A 16,808-nucleotide genomic window follows, 5' to 3' on the forward strand; every position below is an offset into this window, starting at 1 on the left:
GACAAATTACGGCCGCTTCAGCGCCTGGGCCGCGATCCGCGCCCGCACCTCGGGACGGCGCAGCGGTGGCACGGTCGCCGGTGGCTGACGGCGTTCGGGCAGCTGCTGCAGCAGTTCCGCGGTGATCCGCGTGATCTCGGCGACCGCCGCCTCGAACGGCTCGCGGGTCGCGTCCGACAGCGACTGCACGCCGGTCACCTTGCGGACGTACTGGCGGGCGGCGGCCTCGATCTCCTCGCCCGTCGCGGCGGGCTGGAGCCCCCGGAGAGTGGTGATGTTTCGGCACATGCCGCCCAGGGTACGACGCTTCGGAGGTCCCGATCACACGGTCGGGTAGGGCCGGGCGAACCTCGTTGACGCCCTGACCCGCGCTTGGGCAATGTCGGGGAAGTGCCTCTCAGACCGCGTCCCTTCCGTTCCGCCCGCCCCGAACCCCGCACCCTCGAAGAAGAGGCGCCGGAAACCCCGATCCCGGAACAGGCCTGGCCGCGGGTGCGCGCCGACGAGCTGGTCACCCTCGTGGCACACGTCTTCGCCGCGCACGGCTTCCCCGAACCGCGCGCCCGCATCGCCGCGGAAGCGCTCTGCCACGGTGATCTGACCGGCTCGCCGGACACCGGCGTCGCCGACCTGACCCGCGTCCACCTGCCGCTGCTGGAAGCCGGGCTCGTCGTGCCGCACGCCGAACCGCTGATGATCGCCGACCGGGGGGCCGCCGCGCTGCTCGACTACCGCCGCGCGTCCGGGCTCTGGGCCGTCGGCGACGCGATGGACCGGGCGGTGGCGCGCGCCGGCCGCTTCGGCGTCGGGCTGATTTCGCTGCGGGGGATCGGGCCGTTCGGCCGGGCCGGGCACCACGCCGCCCGCGCGCTGCCGCACGCGATGATCGGGCTGGTGCTCGCCGCGGGCGGGGAACCCGGGCAGCCGGTGAACCCGCTCGGCATGGCCGCGCCGGGTGGCGCGTACCCCGAGTTCGTCTTCGATATGGACAAGCCGGGCGAGGAAGCCGCCGGCCTGACGCTGCTGGTCGAGGTGCTCGCCGGCGTGCTCTCCGGCGTCGCCGACCACGAACACGACACCGGCCTGCTGGTGCTGGCGATCGCGCCGACGACGCTGCGCAGCGCCGACGGCTTCTACCGCGCGGCCAGCGCGCTGTTCGGCAGCATGCTCGGCTGGGAGGGCGGCGCGCCGATCCGCTACCCCGGCTGGCGGGAGGCCCAGCACCTCGAGCAGTGCCGGGCGCTGGGGGTGCCGCTGCCCGGCCCGGTGCGGCGCGAGCTGGACGCGCTGGCCGCGTCGATCGGCCTGCCGCCGCTGACCAGCGTCGGCTAGGACACCAGGACGACCTTGCCGCGGTCCGCGCCCACCGCCACGACGTCGCCGTCGGTCAGCTGGCGGCCGCGGCGGGTCTCCACCTCGCCGTTGACCGTGACCTCCTCCGCGTCGATCAGGTCCTTCGCGTGGGAGCCGTCTTCGGCGAGGCCGGCCAGCTTGAGGAACTGGCCGAGCCGGATGGGCTCGCCGGTGATGGGTACGTCGACGGGATCGCTCATACGCGCATCATGCCCGTGCGGTCGTCTGCCGGTAGAGGGCCTGGACGTCCGTGTCGAAGTAGCTCGAATACGACGTGTCCGGGTCGTCGCCGCCGTACTCGAAGCCGCCGATGACGCCGACGACCGTGCCCAGGTGGGTCTTCGGGTCCGCCGCGGTGACCCACGGGCCGCCGCTGGTCCCGGTCGGGAAGCCCGCGCAGTCGACTTTCAGCTGGTAGGTGTCCTGCTTGCTCGTCGTGTTCTGGCAGACGGCCGGCACTTCGGAGTCGTCCGGGTAGCCGGTGAGCGTGATGGCCTGCTCGAACGCCGTGCCCGTGGCCAGGGTGTTCGCCCCGACCAGGCTTTCCAGGGGCTTCGCGGCCCCGGTCTGGTGGGCGGTGGCGAAGCCGACGTCGAGGTCCGGGTCCGACGACGTGCTCCAGCCGGGCGCGACGAGCTCGTCGGACACCGTCCAGTAGCCGAACGGCGCGACGCCGTCGTGGTAGCCGGGCGCGAAGGTGACGCCGGTCAGGTAGCCGCCGCCCTCGCCGTCGTGGATGCAGTGGGCCGCGGTCAGCAGCACGTCGCCCTGGTCGCTGTGGACGACGCTGGCGGTGCAGTAGTGCGCGCCGTCGAGGAACAGCGCGCCGACCGCCGGGCTGGACCCCGCGGGCAGATCGGGCGTCGACACCGGCGCCGCTTCGACGACCCCGGTGTCCGGCGGGGTCGCGCTTGCGGTCCGCGCCGGGCGGGTCGCGAACACGACGAAGGCCGCGCCGAGCAGCAGGACCGCGGCGAAGCTGAGCAGGACGGCGGGCCGCCGCACGCGCATCGCCTCCTCGTCGCACTCGCCAGGGCACCGACCCCATCACCTTAAGGCGCCGCACCGACACGATCGGCACACCCACAGCAAGCTCACAGCCGCTAGTATCCGTAACTCGGGAGTAACACCCAAGGGAGGGCCGATGAAGCAGTTCGCGGACAAGGTCGTGGTGATCACCGGGGCGGGCTCGGGGATCGGGCGGGCGCTCTCGCTCGAGTTCGCACGCCGCGGGGCGCGGGTCGCCCTCTCGGACGTCAACGCCGCGAACGCGGAGGAGACCGCGAAACTGGCCGGCGACAACGCCCGCGCGTACACGTTGGACGTCGCCGACCGCGCCGCCGTGCTCGCCCACGCCGACGAGGTCGCCGAGGAGTTCGGCCGCGTCAACGTCGTCGTGAACAACGCGGGCGTGGCGCTCGGCGCGACCGTCGAGGAGATGACCTTCGAGGACTTCGACTGGCTGATGGGCATCAACCTCGGCGGCGTCGTGAACGGCACGAAGGCGTTCCTGCCGCACCTCATCGCGTCCGGCGACGGGCACGTCGTGAACATTTCCAGCGTCTTCGGCTTCGTCGGCGTGCCGACGCAGAGCGCCTACAACGCGGCGAAGTTCGCGGTCCGCGGATTCACCGAGGCCTTGCGCGAAGAAATGCTGATCGCGCGGCACCCCGTGGCGGTCAGCTGCGTGCACCCCGGCGGGATCAAGACGAACATCGTGCGCAACGCGCGCAGCATCGCCGACGACCAGGAAAAGGCCGCGCAGGGCTTCGAGCGGATCGCGAAGACGACGCCGGAGAAGGCGGCGCAGACGATCCTGCGCGGCATCGAACGGAAGTCCGCGCGCATCCTGATCGGCCCGGACGCCTACGTCATCGACGCGATTCCGCGCGTGCTCGGCTCCGCCTACCAGCGACCGCTGGCCATCCTCGCGCGGATGGGACTCAAACAGATGGACGGTTGACCTTCACTCATTCAGGTTGCCTTTCGGACAACGTCGTCCGAAATGGTCCAGAATGCGTGGGGTCCGCCAGTCCCGTCCCGGAGGTCCCCGATGCTTCGCACCGCACCGCGCAGTGCGACCCGTTCGTCCAGCGACCGCACCGCGGTGGAACTGCTGGATCGCACCGGCATCGTCGCGGCGAGCCTGCCCCGGCGCCGCCGCACCGACGACGACGTGCCCGCCGCCGAGCCGATCTTCACCCGGCCGCCGGTGTGCGACCAGGACCTGCGCCCGAAGTCGGTGGTGATCCGGCGCCGTGCCCGCACGTGGCTGGGCAGCGGTGCGGCGGTGCTGCTCGTCGCGGCCGGCTGGCTCGCCGGCGGTCTGGCCACCGGCAGCCTGTTCGGCTCGGCCCCGGCCGACGTCGCCCAGCTGGACGCGCGTCCCGCCGTCGCCGAGGCACCCGCGCCCCAGCCGCAAGCCCCGCAGGCGCCGGTGGCGACGCCCGCGCCGACGACCGTGTACGTGGCGGTGCCCGCGAAACCGGCACCCAAGAACGTCCAGGCCCAGGCGAAACCGCAGCCGAAGAAGAAGCAGGCGGAGACCGACGAAGCCCGCGTCGACCTGCCTTCGCCGGCGCCGACGTCGGCCAACCTCGTCCAGTCCTGGGTCGGCGTGGCCGAAAGCATGATGCAGCAGTACCAGTACCGCGCGGACACGACGGCGACCACGCGCCGCTGACGTCAGGCGTCGCTCCAGCGGTACTCGTGCTCCGGGCGCCCGGTGGCGCCGTAGCGCAGGCGCATCTGGACCGTCCCCGACTCGGCGAGCGCCGTCAGGTACCGCTGCGCCGTAGCGCGCGCCATGCCCAGCTCGCCCGCGACCTCCGCGGCCGAGAGCGGACGCCCGGCCCGCCGCAGCTGCTCCGAGACCAGCCGGGACGTCGCCGTCGACTGGCCCTTCGGCGCCGACGTGCGGTCCTGGTCGTGCAGCACCCGGTACGCGCGGTCGACGTCGTCCTGGCCGAGCGCGCGGTCTTCGGCGAGCAGGCCGCGGAAGCGCGCGTACGACGTCAGCCGTTCCGCGAGCTGGCGCGTGGTGAACGGCTTGATCAGGTAGTTCAGCGCGCCGGCCCGGATCGCCGCGGCCACCGACGCGCTGTCGGTCGCCGCGGACAGCACGATGGTGTCGGTCTGCAGCTCCGGGAGCACCGCGAGGCCGGACTCGTCGGGCAGGTAGACGTCGAGCAGGATCAGGTCCGGCGCCAGCTCGCGCACCCTCGCCCGCGCCTCGGCCGCGGTGTGCGCGGTGCCGACCACCGCGAACCCCTCGACCTCCTCGACGAACCCGGCGTGCACCCCGGCGACCCGGAAGTCGTCGTCGACGATGAGCGTGCGGATCATCGGTCCTCCGTCAGCATTCCGGGCAGCTTCGCGACGAACAGGGCACCCGTCTCGCCGTCGCCGGGACCGGCCAGCCAGACGTCGCCACCGTGGGCGCGCGCGGCTTGGCGGGCCAGCGCCAGCCCGAGCCCGTGGCCGGGCGCGATCTTCGTCGAGACGCCTTCGTCGAACAACGTCCCCCGCAGGTCTTCCGGCACGCCGGGACCACTGTCCACAACGGACAGGTGCAGCGTGTCGCCTTCGGCCAGCAGGCTGATCTCGACCGTCGCCGGCCGCCGCGGGCCCATCCGGGCGGCGTGCAGCGCGTTGTCGACGAGGTTGCCGATCACGGTGTTCGCGGCGATCGGGTCGGTCACGGTCGTCGGCACCCAGGTGTCGTCGGCGAGCTTGAGCGTGAGCCCTTTTTCCTGCGCCTGCTCGGTTTTCGCGACGAGCAGCGCCTGCAGGTACGGGTCGGCGACGGCGTCGCCCAGCTCGCTCGGCCGTGCCGACGGCGAGTCCGTCAGCGTCTGCAGGTACTCGACGGCCTCGGTGTGGTGGCCGAGCTGGAGCAGCCCGTAGAGCGTGTGCAGCCGGTTGGCGAACTCGTGCCGCTGCGCGCGCAGGCCGTCGGAAAGAGCGCGGATGCCGTCGAGCTCGCGGGTGAGCGTGTCGAGGTCGGTGCGGTCGCGGAAGGTCAGCACGGTGCCGATGTCCCGGTCGTCCAGCCGGACCGCGCGCGAATTGATCACCAGCACGCGGTTTCCCGCCACGGCGAGCAGGTTGTCGACCGGCCGCCCTTCCGCGACGGCCTTGTGCAGCCGCGGTGAGAGTTCCAGCTCGGACATCGCCGCGCCGAGCGGAAGTTCGGTGCCGAGCAGGCGTTCGGCCTCGTCGTTGCGCACCGAGACGCGGTTCGCCTCGTCGACGGCGAGCACGCCTTCGCCGATCCCGTGCAGCACGGCTTCGCGTTCGTAGAGCAGCTCGGTCAGTTCGTGCGGTTCGAGGCCGTGGGTGACGCGCCGGAGCCGCCGGTTCAGCAGCGCCGACGCGCCCGCGCCGAGCAGCAGCGCGCCGCCCGCGAACCACAGCGTGGTCACCAGGAGCTGGGTGAACACGTCAGCCGGGTCGGACACGTCGAAGCCGACGCTGACCTCGCCGACGACCTGCCGGTGGTCCACCGTCCAGATCGGTGTCTTGCTGCGCACCGACAGCCCGAGGGTGCCGCCTTGCACGGCGCTGACCTCGTCGAACCCGGCGAGCGCCCGTTCCGCCGACGTGCTGACCTTTTGCCCGATCAGGCTTTCCGTCGGGTGAGCGAGCCGGATGCCGTGGTCGTCGGTGATCACGACGAAGAGCGCTTCGTTGGCTTTCGTGACGGCCAGCGCTCGTTCCTCGAGCGGTCCGCCGGGGACCTTGGCGGCGGCGTTCGCGACGACGACCGGGTCCGCCGCCACCGACTTCGCGATCGCCAGAGCGCGTTGCCCGTACTGCTCGGTGAGCGTGCTGCGCAGAAGGAAGCTGACCAGCGCGACGCCGATCCCGACCACGAGCACGACCACGCCGATCTGCAGCAGCAGCACCTGCCTGCTGAACCGCATGCGCGGGAAGAGCGCCCACTTTGGCATGGCTCGGAACCATACCCCCTGGTCAGCGCCGTGCGCTAAATGAGCAAAACATTCAGAACGCACAGCTCGCGCGGAGAACGTCGACAAGCTTCACGCGGGCGCCACGCGTACTTAACGTCCCTTCCCAACGTGAGCCCCACCACGTGACGAAGGAGTCACCTCCCCATGGTTCCCCCACTGATCGAACTCACCGGAGCCACCAAACGGTTCCCGAGCGGGTCCGGTTCCGTGCACACGGCCGTCCGCGATCTGACCATGACCGTGCAGCCCGGCGAGTTCGTCGCCGTCGTCGGCCCCACGGGGTGCGGCAAGTCGACGACGCTCTCGCTGGTCTCCGGCCTGCAGCCGCCGTCCGCCGGCCGGGTGCGGGTGAACGGCGAGGACGTGAAGTCCATTCCGGACGGTGTCGGGTACATGTTCCAGACCGACGCGGTGATGCCGTGGCGCTCGGTGCTCGACAACGTCGCGTCCGGCCCGCGCTTCCGCGGCGTCCCGAAGGCCGAAGCCCGCGCGCAGGCCGTCGACTGGATCGCCCGCGTCGGGCTCGCCGGGTTCGAGAAGTACTACCCGCACCAGCTTTCCGGCGGCATGCGCAAGCGTGTCGCGCTGGCCCAGACCCTGGTCACCAAGCCGAAGATCATGCTGATGGACGAGCCGTTCTCGGCGCTGGACGTCCAGACGCGGGCGCTGATGCAGGACGAGCTGCTGCGGCTGTGGTCGGGTTCGGGCGCGGCGGTCATCTTCGTGACGCACGACCTCGACGAGGCGATCGCCCTGGCGGACAAGGTCGTCGTGCTGACCACGTCGCCGGCCACCGTGAAGGACGTCTTCGAGATCCCCCTGGAGCGGCCGCGGAAGGTCGAGGACCTCCGGCTGACCGAGGAGTTCCGCAAGCTCTACGCGGACATCTGGGAATCACTGCGCAGCGAGGTCGACAAGGCCCGCGAGAAGGGAGCGAGCAATGTCGCTTGAGACCCCCGCCGCTCCGGCCACTTCGCTGCCGGTGCTGGAAACCGAGCAGGACATCCTGACGAGGGCGAAGCGGGCCACGTCCCGCCGCAAGCGCAACACCTGGCTGCTGCGGCTGGCGCTGGTGGTCGTCTGGCTCGGCAGCTGGGAGCTGACCGCGACCTTCTGGATCGACCCGTTCTTCTACTCGAAGCCGTCGCGCATCTGGCAGCGGCTGGTCGAGTGGGTCACCAGCGGCACCGACTTCGGCTCGCTCTGGTACCAGCTGTGGGTCACCGTCGAAGAGGCACTGGTCGGGTTCGCCATCGGCGCGGTCGCCGGTGTCATCTTCGGCGTGGTCCTGGGCCGCAGCCGGTACCTGGCCGATGTCCTCGCGCCGTTCATCAAGGCCGCCAACGCGGTTCCGCGCATCGTGCTCGCCTCGCTGTTCGTGATCTGGTTCGGCCTCGGGCTGGCGTCGAAGGTCGCCACCGTCGTCGTGCTGGTGTTCTTCGTGGTGTTCTTCAACGCCTTCACCGGTGCCCGCGAAGTGGACCGCAACCTGATCGACAACGCGCGCATCCTCGGCGCCGGCCGGATGCAGGTGATCAAGGCGATCGTGCTGCCCAGCGCGACCTCCTGGATCCTCTCTTCGCTGCACACCGCGTTCGGCTTCGCGCTGATCGGCGCGGTCGTCGGCGAGTACGCCGGGTCCAAGGCGGGCATCGGCTTCCTCATCTCGAACGCGCAGGGCACGTTCGACTCGGCGGGCATCTACGCCGCCATGATCATCATCACCGTCGTCGCACTGGTCGCCGAATGGGGCATCGGGAACCTCGAGAACCGGCTGCTGCGGTGGCGGCCCTCGATGTCCTCGTCCAGCGACAAGACCGTCATCTGAAAGGACCGAATCGATGAGGATTCGCCGGATCGCCGTCGCGGTCACCGCGCTGACCGTGGTGGCGGGACTGACCACCGCGTGCCAGGACTCCCGCGTCGCTGCCACGGGCGAGGGGGGCAAGCCCAAGGTCACGATCATGGTCGGTGGCCTGGAAAAGGTCATCTACCTGCCCGCCATGCTCACCCAGCAGCTCGGCAACTTCGCCGCGCAGGGCATCGACGTGGAACTGCAGAGCGAGCAGTCGGGCGCCAACGCCGAGACCGCGCTCGTCGCCGGGCAGGTGCAGGGTGTGGTCGGGTTCTACGACCACACGATCGACCTGCAGGCCAAGGACCAGTGCATCAAGAGCGTCGTCCAGCTGGCCAACATCCCGGGTGAAGCCGAGGTCGTCGGCACCAAGCACGTCGACGCGATCAAGAGCTCGGCCGACTTCAAGGGCAAGAAGCTGGGCGTGACCTCGCTCGGGTCGTCCACCGACTTCCTCACGAAGGCGCTGGCGGCCAAGGCGGGTGTCGGGGCCGACCAGTACACGCCGGTGAAGGTCGGCGCCGGGCAGACGTTCATCGCCAGCCTGGACAACGGCGGCATCGACGGCGGCATGACGACCGACCCGACGATCGCGCAGCTGACCAACACCGGCAAGGCGAAGGTGCTGTACGACCTGCGGACGGAAGAGGGCACGAAGGCCGCGCTGGGCGGGCTGTACCCGGCGTCGTCGCTGTACATGAGCTGCGACTTCGTGGACCGCAACAAGGACGCCGTGCAGAAGCTGGCCAACGCGTTCGTGGCCACGCTGAAGTGGATCGACCAGCACAGCCCGGAGGAGATCGCGGCGAAGATGCCGCCGTCCTACAGCGGTGGCGACAAGGCGCTGTACGTCAAGTCCGTCAAGGACAGCATCGGGATGTTCAACGGCGACGGCAAGATGGACCCCGCCGGTGCGAAGAACGTCCTGGAAGTGCTTTCCAGCTTCTCGAAGAACGTGCAGCCGAAGAAGGATTCGATCGACCTGTCGAAGACCTACACGACCGAATTCGTCGACGCGGCAGCGAAGCAGGGCTAGCAGCCCCGCTCACCTGACCGGGCGGTTGGTGAGCGAAATGGACCCGTAAAGGCCTCTTTCCCCCGCGGAGGCCTTTACGGGTCTTTTCGGACAATGGCAAGACCATGCGAAAGTAGCTACCTTCTTTTCGGCGCGGATCCAACACTTGGAGACACGGCTTTCCCGGTCCCCATCGGTGAACGGAGTCCCCGCATGTCCAGAATCCTTTCGTCGCGTGCTGCCCGCGTCCTCACGGCGGTTGCCGCTGCCGCCGCCGGTCTCGCCGTTTCCGGCACCGCCCACGCCGCCGTCGAGTACGGCAGCCACTTCCACAGCCACCAGTTCGCCGGTGGCAACTGGGGTGGTTACGTCAGCTTCGGCAGCTTCACCACGGCGACGGCGAGCTGGACCGAACCCTCGGTGACCTGCAACTCCAGCAACGACCTGTTCGCGCCGTGGGTCGGCATCGACGGCGACGGATCGTCCACAGTGGAACAGACCGGCGTCGAGACGGACTGCTCGAGCGGTCGTCCGGTGTACTCGGCCTGGTACGAGATGTACCCGGCGGCGCCGGTTTACTACAACGTGTCGGTCAGCGCGGGCGACCACATCACCGCGACGGTGACCCGCACGGCCACGAACACCTACCGGCTGGACCTGGCCGACACCACCAAGGGCTGGTCCAAGTCCACCACGAAGTCGCTGACGTCGAGGCACGCGTCGGCGGAAGCCATCATCGAGTCGCCGACGGACTCCTACCCGAGCATTTCGGGCGGCGTGAAGTTCACCGGCGTCAAGTTCAACGGGACGAACCTGGCCTCGACGAACCCGTCCGCCCTCGACGCCGACGACCGGGGCAGCTACACGTGGATCCCGGGCGCCATCGGCTCGGACGGCCAGAGCTTCACCATCGCGCGGCACTGAGCTACTTGAGATTGTTGATCGCCCAGGCGACCACCATCACCGCCAGCACCAGCGACACGACGGCCTGCAGCATCATCGTCATCTTCGCCCAGATCCGCAGCGGCATGACGTCGGTGGGGCTGAAGGCGGCCGCGTTGGTGAACGAGAAGTAGAGGTAGTCCAGGTAGGACGGTTCCCAGTCCTGGTGCGCCAGGTCCGGGTCGGCCATCTGCGGGAACTGCAGGTCGGGGAACTCCGCCCGGCCTGCAGCCCGCCTGCCCGGGCCGCCGCGGTCGAACTCCCAGTACCAGAGCGAGAAGGCGACGATGTTCGTCCAGTAGACGATCCCGCCGGTGACGAGCACGGCGCCGGCGTGGTCGCCGATCGTGCCGGCCGCGATGCGGTAGACGAGCGTGACGGCGGACCCGGCGTTCACCGCGGTCACGGCGGCGACGAGCAGCAGCGAGATGACCCGTTCGACGGCGCTGAAGTGCGACATCCGGCCCGGGTTGACCAGCAGCAGCGCGACGATGAGCAGCCCCGAGACGGCGGGCAGCAGCCACCACGGCTGCAGCGCCATGTCGTCGGGCAGGACGACCTGCAGCACGAGGGTGGCGACGACGACGCCCATCGCGGGCCAGCGCGTCTCCCCGGAGGTCCGCCGGCGCCAGGCGGGAAGTGCCTCTTCTGTCACGCGCCCAACGTAGGACGCCGCCGTCCGGCTAGCCAGCCGGTGCCGTGGTGACTTCGCCGGGCAGCTTTCTCGCCACGTCCGTCCGGGAGCGGGCGCCGAGTTTTCGCAGCACCTTCGCGACGTGCTGTTCGACCGTGCGCGGCGAAAGGAACAGCCCGTCCGCGATCTCCCGGTTCGTCCGTCCCTCCGCGAGCATCCGCGCGACTTCGCGTTCCCGCGGCGACAACTCGCTCCCGTAGCCGCGCCGCCCGCGTTGGGAAGGCGCCCACGCGCCGTGCTCGCGCAGCTGGTGGCGGCAGCGTCCGGCGTCCCGGGTGGCTCCGAGCTGCTCGTACGCCTCGGCCGCCGCGGTCAGCTCTTCGACCGCGTCCCGGTTGCCCGCCGCGAGACGGCACATCGCCGCTCGCTCGCGCATCGCCGTCGCGGGGTAGGGCATCGGCAGCGCCGCGTACCCCGACGCTGCTTCGTCGAACAGCGTCGCCGCGGCCAGGTGCTTGCCGCGCGCCTCGAGCAGCACCGCCCGGCCGGCCACCAGCGCGGCCGCGGCGACCGGGGCGTCCCGGCCTTCAATCCCGCGCGCGAACGCCTCGACCACGCTGTCGGCCTCCGGCCAGCGCCCGGCCCGCGCGTACGCCTGCGCCGCCGCCGGGACCAGCGCCGCCGCCCAGATCCAGACGCCCTTGCGGCCGGCCGCGGCCACCGCCGTGTCGGCCACCGCGCACGCGCCGTCGACGTCGTCGGTCGCCAGCAGCACCGAGATCAGCACCCCGGCGGCCGACAGCACCACCGGGATCGGTCCGCGGTCCGGCGCGTGCACGCTCGCCGCGGCCAAGTGCCGTTGCGCGGCGGCGAACTCCCCGCGCACGGCCGCGAGCCCGCCGAGCACCAGCGACGACTCCATGACGATCGGGCCGAGTTCCGGATAGCTGTCGCGCAGCTGCTCGGCGGCTTCGGCGAGCCCGCTCCAGCGCCCGCGCACCCAGTCCAGCCGGACGCGGGTGCCCTGGATCAGGCCGATCGCGTACAGCGCACCCGCGTCGGTCGCGCGCCGGACGCCCTCGGTCACCAGCCGTTCCGCGCGGTCGAGGTGGCCCGCCCACGACTGGCCGTCGGCGAGGTTGCACCACAGCCGGGCCAGCTGGACGCGCTCGGCGACCGTGCCGACGGTGTCCGACAGCGCCTCGAACTCCGCCCACGCGGAGCCGTCGCCGACGTGCGACGCCGCGGCGATGCGGTCGGCGGTCAGGGCGAGCCGCAGCTCGGGGTCGTCGAGCCGCTCGTACACCTCGCCCGCGCGGGCGCGCCAGGACTCGTGCCACGACAACGGCGTCAGCCCGTCGATCGGCTGGGCGAGCAGCGTGATGCCGCGCGCGGCGAGGTCGGGCCGGTCGGTCAGCTCGCCGACCGCGCGCTCGACCTCCAGCCGGCCGCGGCCGAGCCCGCCGATGGTCCGGACCTGCAGCATGCCGAGGCTCAGCCGGATCGAGCCGCGGACCGACGGCGGCAGCGTCACCTCTTCGAGGACGCGCTGCAGCGTGCCGATCACGTCGGGCCGGAAGCCCCGCAACGCGACCTGGCTCAGCTTCCCGGCGACGCGTCCGATGTCGGACTGCGCCGGGCCGGGCTCGGCGAGCACCGACTGCAGGAGGTCGATCGCGCGGGACGTCTCGCCACGGGTGATGGCATCGTCCGCGGCGGCTTCGGCGTAGTGCCGCCACTGGTCGACGCGGCCGGCCGCGCGGGAGTGCCGCGCCAGCAGGGTCAGCGGCGGGGACGGCTGCGCGGCGAGTACGCGGATCGCCTGCGCGTGCAGCAACGCGCGTTCGGGTCCGCTCACCGTGTCGTAGACCGCCTTGCGCGCCAACGGGTGCCGGAAGCCGTACTTGCTGTCGCCGACTTCGCCGAGCACGCCGCCGGACAACGCGGCGAGCAACGCCGTGCGGAGTGCGTCGCCGGACAGGCCGGCGAGCTCGCCGAGCACCTCGGCTTCGGCACCGACGCCGAGCACCGCGGCCGCGCCCGCCAGCCGGACGGCGTCTCCGGGCAGCGCGGCCAGCCGTTCGGTGACGGCTTCCCGCAGCAGCACGGGCACTTCGAGGTTCTCCAGCATGCGGTCGGAGAGGACTTCGCCCACCGGCAGCCGCTCGGCCGCTTCGCGCAGGGCCCGCAGGGTTTCCTCGACCACGAACGGGATCCCGGCGGTGCACTCGTGCAGCTTCGCCGCGAACTCGTCGGTGACGCGGGGCAGTTCGAGGATTTCGACCGCGAGGGCGCGCACGGCGGCGGCGTCGAGCGCGCCGAGCGCGACCCGCGCGGAGTGGACGGCCGGGTCGGTCCGGAAGGGGGCGCCGAGCGGGCCGGGCCGCACGTCCGTCGCCGACCGGTAGGTGGCCACCACCGCCAGCTCCGGCGGCATCGAGCCGGCGAGGAACCGCATGAGGTCACGGGTGTCTTCGTCGGCCCACTGGAGGTCGTCGATCAGCACGAGCGTCGGTCCGCAGGCCTGCAGGAGCTCCCGCACCGCGCGGAAGACGCGGTGGCGTTCGGCGACCGGGTCGGGCAGGGGTTCGGGGCGCGGGGGAAGCGCTTCCGCGAGCTCCGGCAGCAACGGCCGCAGCACGCCGGCGACCGGGCTGAGCGGCCCGAGCGGGGCGTCGCCCACCTCGCGAAGCGCTTCCAGGACGGGCCCGTAGGGAAACGGTTCCCGCAGCGGCTGGCAGGCGCCGGTGAGCACGCGGCCGCCCGCGAACTCCTTGCGGCGCCCGATCTCCACGAGCAGCCGGGTGCGGCCCATCCCGGGTTCGCCCTCGATCAGGACGGCGGCCGGGCGCCGCTTGAGCACGTCGACGATGGCGTCGAGCTCGGTGTCGCGGCCGGTCAGCCGGGCGGGTCCGGACCGGACGCTCACCGTGGTGGGGCGGGGAGCCGTCAGCCACATAACCGACCTCCTCGACGCCTACCGGGGTGTGCGCGGAGCCTAAGCAGCGCTCGACGCTCCGTAAACCATTAACCGAATAGGTGGTCGGTACCACCGTCACACGTCCGCCTACCCGCTGTCACCGGTTTGCCGCGGGATCCGCCGGTCTGGGGTCACTGCGCGTGCGAAACTTCGGCGTTTCGCGCGTTCCGGCGGTGCTTAACACGTTCCGGGCGGGGTGTTGGCTACTGAAAGTAGTTCACGGAAACCCTACTTAAGGACCTGTCCGACCGGGTGACGATCCCGGGTCCGGACCGCTTGGAACAGGGGATTCGTCCGGAGTGAATGCGTATACGCATTCGCCGGGCGCCCGGATTGCACCGTAACGCCCACTCCGGGGACGCTCACCCAGGGGAGTACCACTGCGTGGCCGGTGCAGAGCCGCGCGTAACCACCTAGGGAGAAGCATGAAGATCGCCAGACTCTTCGGTGCCGCTGCCGCCGCGGTGACGATGACGAGTGCGCTCGTCGCGGTCGCCGTTCCCGCGTCGGGCCAGGACCTGCTGAACCCGGACATCGTGCCCGCCATGCAGCGCGACCTGGGCCTGACCCACGACCAGGTGCTGTCGCGGCTGAAGAGCGAAGACGTCGCGACCAAGGTCACCGAGGCCGTCACCGCGACGCTCGGCGACACCTTCGGCGGCGCCACCTACAACGCCGCCACGGGCAAGGCGCACATCCAGACGACGGACGCCGCGTCGGTCGCCAAGATCCAGGCGTCCGGGGCCGAGGCGGAGGTCGTGAAGTTCAGCGCCCGCCAGCTCGACTCCACTGTGGACAGGTTCAAGGCCCTCGACGCCTCGGCGCCGTACGCGATCACCGGCTGGGGCGTGGACTCCACCACCAACCGCGTCACGCTTTCCGTGCTGCAGGGCCAGCGCGCCGCCGCGGACGCGTTCCTCGCGCGGTCCGGTGTGGACAAGTCGTCGGTGACGATCCTCGACGCGACCTCCAAGCCGACGCTGCACGCCAACATCCGCGGTGGGGACGCCTACTACATCGGCGGCTCGTCGCGCTGCTCGGTCGGTTTCGCGACCACGACCGGGTTCGTCACCGCCGGCCACTGCGGCGCGCTCACCGGCGGCGGCTCGCTGACCGGGTCGAACGGCGCGTCGCTCGGCAGCTGGATCACCTACCGCTTCCCGGGCGTCGACTACGCGGCGGTCCGCACCAACAGCAACTGGACCCCGGTCGCGCAGATGAACAACGGCACCGCGGTGCGCGGCTCGTCGAACGCGGCGACCGGCTCGTCGGTCTGCAAGGCCGGCTCGACCACCGGCTGGACCTGCGGCACCATCGGCGCGAAGAACCAGAGCGTCCGCTACGCGGAGGGCACGGTCAACGGCATGACCGCGACCAACGTCCGCTCGGCCGCGGGTGACTCCGGCGGCGGCTTCATCGCCGGCAACTACGCGCAGGGCGTCCTGTCCGGCGGCAACACCAGCGTGACGTACTTCTACCCGATCGCCGGCGCGCTGTCGGGCACCGGCACCACCCTGAAGACCAGCTGACCCCTTTTCGAGAAGGCGAAAGGGCGGGTTTCGAGTGCCTCCAGCGCACTCGAAACCCGCCCTTCGTCCTCGCCGCGGGATTGGGAGGTCGGGGGTCAGACGTTGCTGATCTCCTCGATCAGCCCGTCGACGTCGAAGTGCGCGCTCTCCTCGCCGAGCGGCACCAGTTCGTAGGAGGCGTCGAGGAACGTGCGGACGTCCTCGACCTCGAGCTCGAACGACGCATAGCCGTCCGGTGACTCGATTTCCAGGGTCAGGAAGTCCTCGTCCTCGGACAGGTCCGGGCGGATCCGGACATCCCCGAGGCCGGCCGGCTCGTCGAGGCCGTCGACCAGGAGGTCCCGCGCGAAGGTCCACTCGATCCACCGGCCGCGCTCGGTCCGGAACGCCACGGTGACCGCGAACGGCTCGTCGGCGTGGTAGGAGAGGCGGGACAGGACGGGCGTGGTGCTCTCGTTCAGCACCACGAACTGGCTCTGGTGAACGGCGTCGGTCTGCATGGCCCCTCCTGGAGTCCGGTGGCGGTTCGCGCGGCGCGAACTGTTCGAGGAGGAGATGACCAGGCACGACGGTCATGACGAAGAAACTCTCACGTTCACTTGATCGGTTGCATCCGTCCATTGTGGTGTAACGTCCGGCACATACCCCTTGCGTTCACCCGGCGACTGCCGGTGATGGTCCGGGCCAGTACGGACCAGGTCAGCGCGTTTGCTGACGCTAAGCAGCCCGGACGCCGGCGGGAGCGGCCGTCGCGGTGCCGAGGGCGATCGCGATCCCGGCGATCCACTGTGGACCGTGCAGCAGATCCGGCACGACGATGGGGAGGCGCCTGCCAGGCGATCGAAGACGCGGTGACGCTGGCGGCCGTCGGGCTCAAGGGCGCGATCGCACTGACACCGTCACGGTTGGGGTACGCGCTCAACCGGCTCGGCATGCGCGCGCCCGCGTCGGTGGTCCGCAAGCAGACGGAGAAGCCTGGACCCCGCCTACGGCCCCAGCGGGAGGGTGAGCCCGACCTTCACGCGGTCCATCGCCACGCTCGTGGTGAAGTGCCGGACGTTCGGGTTGTCGAAGAACATCCGCCGGGTGAACGCCTCGAAGCCCGTCATGTCCGGGCACGTCACGACGAGCACGAAGTCGGCGTTGCCGGTGACGTAGTAGCACTGCTGGACGCAGTCGTCGGCCAGCACCTGGCGGCGGAACGCGTCCAGGACCGTGAGGTTCTCCCGTTCCAGCTCGACCATGACCACGAACGTCATGCTCAGCCCGAGCGCCTCCGGCGACAGCACCGCGACCTCGCGCTCGATGACGCCCGCCTCGCGCAGCCGCTTGATCCGCCGTTGCACCGCCGCGGCGGAGAGGCCGACCTTCGCGCCGATCGTCTCGGCGATCGTGCGGGCGTCCTCCTGGAGGCAGGCGAGGATGGCGATGTCGAGCTGGTCGAGGTCGGGAGTCTGCACCCCAGCAGGCTAACCGGGACCCCCGACGATTTGCCGCGAGTTCGCTGCCGGCTCACTCCACCGTGAC

At 70.9% G+C, this 16,808-nt stretch carries 17 protein-coding genes; 8 read left to right on the forward strand and 9 right to left on the reverse strand.

The genetic code is table 11. The annotated features are described in order from the left end of the window. Positions 1-6 precede the first annotated feature (6 nt). On the reverse strand, positions 7-288 hold the full coding sequence (locus ACWEVP_RS08600; RefSeq protein ID WP_452061992.1) for a DUF2277 domain-containing protein: 282 nt from the start codon (positions 286-288) through the stop codon (positions 7-9). A gap of 102 nt (positions 289-390) precedes the next feature. On the opposite strand from ACWEVP_RS08600, the gene ACWEVP_RS08605 reads away from it, so the two are divergent. Next, positions 391-1,332: an Ldh family oxidoreductase gene (locus ACWEVP_RS08605; protein ID WP_452061993.1), complete on the forward strand. Its 942-nt coding sequence runs from the start codon at positions 391-393 to the stop codon at positions 1,330-1,332. On the opposite strand, the gene ACWEVP_RS08610 is transcribed toward ACWEVP_RS08605, so the two are convergent. Both ACWEVP_RS08610 and ACWEVP_RS08615 read right to left on the reverse strand, forming a co-directional pair. Next, positions 1,329-1,553, reverse strand: a complete 225-nt coding sequence (locus ACWEVP_RS08610; RefSeq protein WP_400865349.1) for an RNA-binding S4 domain-containing protein — start codon at positions 1,551-1,553, stop codon at positions 1,329-1,331. The two genes, ACWEVP_RS08605 and ACWEVP_RS08610, sit on opposite strands and share 4 nt — an antisense overlap. Before the next feature lie 7 nt (positions 1,554-1,560). After that, entirely contained in the window at positions 1,561-2,364 is an 804-nt protein-coding gene (locus tag ACWEVP_RS08615; RefSeq protein ID WP_452061994.1) for a trypsin-like serine peptidase, read from the reverse strand. Between the two features lie 133 nt (positions 2,365-2,497). Here ACWEVP_RS08615 and ACWEVP_RS08620 point away from each other — a divergent pair, with 133 nt between their 5' ends. Both ACWEVP_RS08620 and ACWEVP_RS08625 read left to right on the forward strand, forming a co-directional pair. After that, positions 2,498-3,316 carry an SDR family oxidoreductase gene (locus ACWEVP_RS08620; protein WP_452061995.1) on the forward strand — a complete coding sequence of 273 codons (819 nt, stop codon included), beginning with the start codon at positions 2,498-2,500 and terminating at the stop codon, positions 3,314-3,316. 90 nt (positions 3,317-3,406) lie between these two features. Then, positions 3,407-4,036, forward strand: coding sequence for a hypothetical protein (locus ACWEVP_RS08625; protein WP_452061996.1), 630 nt, complete (start codon positions 3,407-3,409; stop codon positions 4,034-4,036). 2 nt (positions 4,037-4,038) lie between these two features. Here the strand turns inward: ACWEVP_RS08625 and ACWEVP_RS08630 are convergent, their stop codons facing one another. Both ACWEVP_RS08630 and ACWEVP_RS08635 read right to left on the reverse strand, forming a co-directional pair. Then, the gene (locus ACWEVP_RS08630; protein ID WP_400901429.1) at positions 4,039-4,698 is read right to left on the reverse strand and encodes a response regulator; all 660 of its coding nucleotides are present in this window, start codon (positions 4,696-4,698) and stop codon (positions 4,039-4,041) included. After that, positions 4,695-6,278, reverse strand: a complete 1,584-nt coding sequence (locus ACWEVP_RS08635; RefSeq protein ID WP_452062463.1) for an ATP-binding protein — start codon at positions 6,276-6,278, stop codon at positions 4,695-4,697. Before ACWEVP_RS08635 ends, ACWEVP_RS08630 begins: the two co-directional genes overlap by 4 nt. A 192-nt stretch (positions 6,279-6,470) precedes the next feature. Here ACWEVP_RS08635 and ACWEVP_RS08640 point away from each other — a divergent pair, with 192 nt between their 5' ends. From ACWEVP_RS08640 to ACWEVP_RS08655, 4 genes are all read left to right on the forward strand, one after another. Further along, positions 6,471-7,277: an ABC transporter ATP-binding protein gene (locus tag ACWEVP_RS08640; RefSeq protein WP_125305920.1), complete on the forward strand. Its 807-nt coding sequence runs from the start codon at positions 6,471-6,473 to the stop codon at positions 7,275-7,277. Beyond that, positions 7,267-8,154, forward strand: coding sequence for an ABC transporter permease (locus ACWEVP_RS08645; RefSeq protein WP_452061997.1), 888 nt, complete (start codon positions 7,267-7,269; stop codon positions 8,152-8,154). Before ACWEVP_RS08640 ends, ACWEVP_RS08645 begins: the two co-directional genes overlap by 11 nt. A gap of 13 nt (positions 8,155-8,167) precedes the next feature. Next, positions 8,168-9,217 (forward strand): ABC transporter substrate-binding protein, encoded by a 1,050-nt coding sequence (locus tag ACWEVP_RS08650; RefSeq protein WP_452061998.1) that lies wholly within the window; start codon positions 8,168-8,170, stop codon positions 9,215-9,217. 192 nt (positions 9,218-9,409) lie between these two features. Next, a complete protein-coding gene (locus ACWEVP_RS08655) occupies positions 9,410-10,120 on the forward strand; it encodes a G1 family glutamic endopeptidase (protein ID WP_452061999.1) in 711 nt (236 codons plus the stop codon). Between the two features lies 1 nt (position 10,121). Here the strand turns inward: ACWEVP_RS08655 and ACWEVP_RS08660 are convergent, their stop codons facing one another. Together ACWEVP_RS08660 and ACWEVP_RS08665 are read right to left on the reverse strand one after the other, a co-directional pair. Continuing rightward, positions 10,122-10,730: a hypothetical protein gene (locus ACWEVP_RS08660; RefSeq protein WP_452062464.1), complete on the reverse strand. Its 609-nt coding sequence runs from the start codon at positions 10,728-10,730 to the stop codon at positions 10,122-10,124. A 91-nt stretch (positions 10,731-10,821) separates the two neighbouring features. After that, positions 10,822-13,731, reverse strand: a complete 2,910-nt coding sequence (locus tag ACWEVP_RS08665; RefSeq protein ID WP_452062000.1) for an ATP-binding protein — start codon at positions 13,729-13,731, stop codon at positions 10,822-10,824. Between the two features lie 446 nt (positions 13,732-14,177). Between ACWEVP_RS08665 and ACWEVP_RS08670 the strand changes: the two genes are divergently transcribed. After that, the gene (locus ACWEVP_RS08670) at positions 14,178-15,281 is read left to right on the forward strand and encodes a S1 family peptidase (RefSeq protein WP_452062001.1); all 1,104 of its coding nucleotides are present in this window, start codon (positions 14,178-14,180) and stop codon (positions 15,279-15,281) included. A 95-nt stretch (positions 15,282-15,376) separates the two neighbouring features. Here ACWEVP_RS08670 and ACWEVP_RS08675 read toward each other — a convergent pair whose 3' ends face one another. Then, the gene (locus ACWEVP_RS08675; protein WP_400901415.1) at positions 15,377-15,781 is read right to left on the reverse strand and encodes an SsgA family sporulation/cell division regulator; all 405 of its coding nucleotides are present in this window, start codon (positions 15,779-15,781) and stop codon (positions 15,377-15,379) included. Between the two features lie 486 nt (positions 15,782-16,267). Further along, positions 16,268-16,741 carry an Lrp/AsnC family transcriptional regulator gene (locus tag ACWEVP_RS08680; protein ID WP_452062002.1) on the reverse strand — a complete coding sequence of 158 codons (474 nt, stop codon included), beginning with the start codon at positions 16,739-16,741 and terminating at the stop codon, positions 16,268-16,270. Positions 16,742-16,808 lie beyond the last annotated feature (67 nt).

The sequence above is a fragment of the Amycolatopsis sp. NPDC003865 genome, assembly GCF_053605345.1.

Bases quoted from the DNA above. Each gene is read 5' to 3' on its own strand.
- ACWEVP_RS08600 (WP_452061992.1), bottom strand. From the start codon at position 288: ATGTGCCGAAACATCACCACTCTCCGGGGGCTCCAGCCCGCCGCGACG.
- ACWEVP_RS08610 (WP_400865349.1), bottom strand. From the start codon at position 1,553: ATGAGCGATCCCGTCGACGTACCCATCACCGGCGAGCCCATCCGGCTC.
- ACWEVP_RS08615 (WP_452061994.1), bottom strand. From the start codon at position 2,364: ATGCGCGTGCGGCGGCCCGCCGTCCTGCTCAGCTTCGCCGCGGTCCTG.
- ACWEVP_RS08620 (WP_452061995.1), top strand. From the start codon at position 2,498: ATGAAGCAGTTCGCGGACAAGGTCGTGGTGATCACCGGGGCGGGCTCG.
- ACWEVP_RS08625 (WP_452061996.1), top strand. From the start codon at position 3,407: ATGCTTCGCACCGCACCGCGCAGTGCGACCCGTTCGTCCAGCGACCGC.
- ACWEVP_RS08630 (WP_400901429.1), bottom strand. From the start codon at position 4,698: ATGATCCGCACGCTCATCGTCGACGACGACTTCCGGGTCGCCGGGGTG.
- ACWEVP_RS08635 (WP_452062463.1), bottom strand. From the start codon at position 6,278: ATGCGGTTCAGCAGGCAGGTGCTGCTGCTGCAGATCGGCGTGGTCGTG.
- ACWEVP_RS08640 (WP_125305920.1), top strand. From the start codon at position 6,471: ATGGTTCCCCCACTGATCGAACTCACCGGAGCCACCAAACGGTTCCCG.
- ACWEVP_RS08645 (WP_452061997.1), top strand. From the start codon at position 7,267: ATGTCGCTTGAGACCCCCGCCGCTCCGGCCACTTCGCTGCCGGTGCTG.
- ACWEVP_RS08650 (WP_452061998.1), top strand. From the start codon at position 8,168: ATGAGGATTCGCCGGATCGCCGTCGCGGTCACCGCGCTGACCGTGGTG.
- ACWEVP_RS08655 (WP_452061999.1), top strand. From the start codon at position 9,410: ATGTCCAGAATCCTTTCGTCGCGTGCTGCCCGCGTCCTCACGGCGGTT.
- ACWEVP_RS08660 (WP_452062464.1), bottom strand. From the start codon at position 10,730: ATGGGCGTCGTCGTCGCCACCCTCGTGCTGCAGGTCGTCCTGCCCGAC.
- ACWEVP_RS08665 (WP_452062000.1), bottom strand. From the start codon at position 13,731: ATGTGGCTGACGGCTCCCCGCCCCACCACGGTGAGCGTCCGGTCCGGA.
- ACWEVP_RS08670 (WP_452062001.1), top strand. From the start codon at position 14,178: ATGAAGATCGCCAGACTCTTCGGTGCCGCTGCCGCCGCGGTGACGATG.
- ACWEVP_RS08675 (WP_400901415.1), bottom strand. From the start codon at position 15,781: ATGCAGACCGACGCCGTTCACCAGAGCCAGTTCGTGGTGCTGAACGAG.